The sequence below is a fragment of the Streptomyces sp. NPDC044106 genome, from assembly GCF_056433985.1.
Genome location: NZ_JBWKFZ010000042.1, coordinates 1,527 through 2,864, shown reverse-complemented (window position 1 = coordinate 2,864; position 1,338 = coordinate 1,527). Strand labels below are relative to the sequence as shown.

Here is a 1,338-nt window from a genome sequence, read left to right as displayed (position 1 = left end):
GGTGATGGGTGGTTGGTCGTTGTTTGAGAACTGCACAGTGGACGCGAGCATCTGTGGCCAAGTTTTTAAGGGCGCACGGTGGATGCCTTGGCACCAGGAACCGATGAAGGACGTGGGAGGCCACGATAGTCCCCGGGGAGTCGTCAACCAGGCTTTGATCCGGGGGTTTCCGAATGGGGAAACCCGGCAGTCGTCATGGGCTGTCACCCGCTGCTGAACACATAGGCAGTGTGGAGGGAACGCGGGGAAGTGAAACATCTCAGTACCCGCAGGAAGAGAAAACAACCGTGATTCCGGGAGTAGTGGCGAGCGAAACCGGATGAGGCCAAACCGTATGCGTGTGAGACCCGGCAGGGGTTGCGCATACGGGGTTGTGGGATCTCTCTTTCACAGTCTGCCGGCTGTGAGACGAGTCAGAAACCGTTGATGTAGGCGAAGGACATGCGAAAGGTCCGGCGTAGAGGGTAAGACCCCCGTAGTCGAAACATCAGCGGCTCGTTTGAGAGACACCCAAGTAGCACGGGGCCCGAGAAATCCCGTGTGAATCTGGCGGGACCACCCGTTAAGCCTAAATATTCCCTGGTGACCGATAGCGGATAGTACCGTGAGGGAATGGTGAAAAGTACCGCGGGAGCGGAGTGAAATAGTACCTGAAACCGTGTGCCTACAAGCCGTGGGAGCGTCGCGTGCAGCACTTGTGCTGTACGTCGTGACTGCGTGCCTTTTGAAGAATGAGCCTGCGAGTTTGCGGTGTGTTGCGAGGTTAACCCGTGTGGGGAAGCCGTAGCGAAAGCGAGTCCGAATAGGGCGGTTTAGTAGCGCGCTCAAGACCCGAAGCGGAGTGATCTAGCCATGGGCAGGTTGAAGCGGCTGTAAGAGGTCGTGGAGGACCGAACCCACCAGGGTTGAAAACCTGGGGGATGACCTGTGGTTAGGGGTGAAAGGCCAATCAAACTCCGTGATAGCTGGTTCTCCCCGAAATGCATTTAGGTGCAGCGTCGTGTGTTTCTTGCCGGAGGTAGAGCACTGGATAGGCGATGGGCCCTACCGGGTTACTGACCTTAGCCAAACTCCGAATGCCGGTAAGTGAGAGCGCGGCAGTGAGACTGTGGGGGATAAGCTCCATGGTCGAGAGGGAAACAGCCCAGAGCATCGACTAAGGCCCCTAAGCGTACGCTAAGTGGGAAAGGATGTGGAGTCGCACAGACAACCAGGAGGTTGGCTTAGAAGCAGCCACCCTTGAAAGAGTGCGTAATAGCTCACTGGTCTAGTGATTCCGCGCCGACAATGTAGCGGGGCTCAAGCGTACCGCCGAAGTCGTGTCATTGCAGCAATAAG

1 rRNA gene (cut by a window edge) is annotated in these 1,338 nt (G+C 57.0%); it reads left to right on the top strand.

Going from position 1 to position 1,338, the window contains the following annotated elements:
* Positions 1-55 precede the first annotated feature (55 nt).
* Positions 56-1,338, top strand: a 23S ribosomal RNA gene (locus AC07DI_RS37360) (it continues 1,493 nt past the right edge of the window).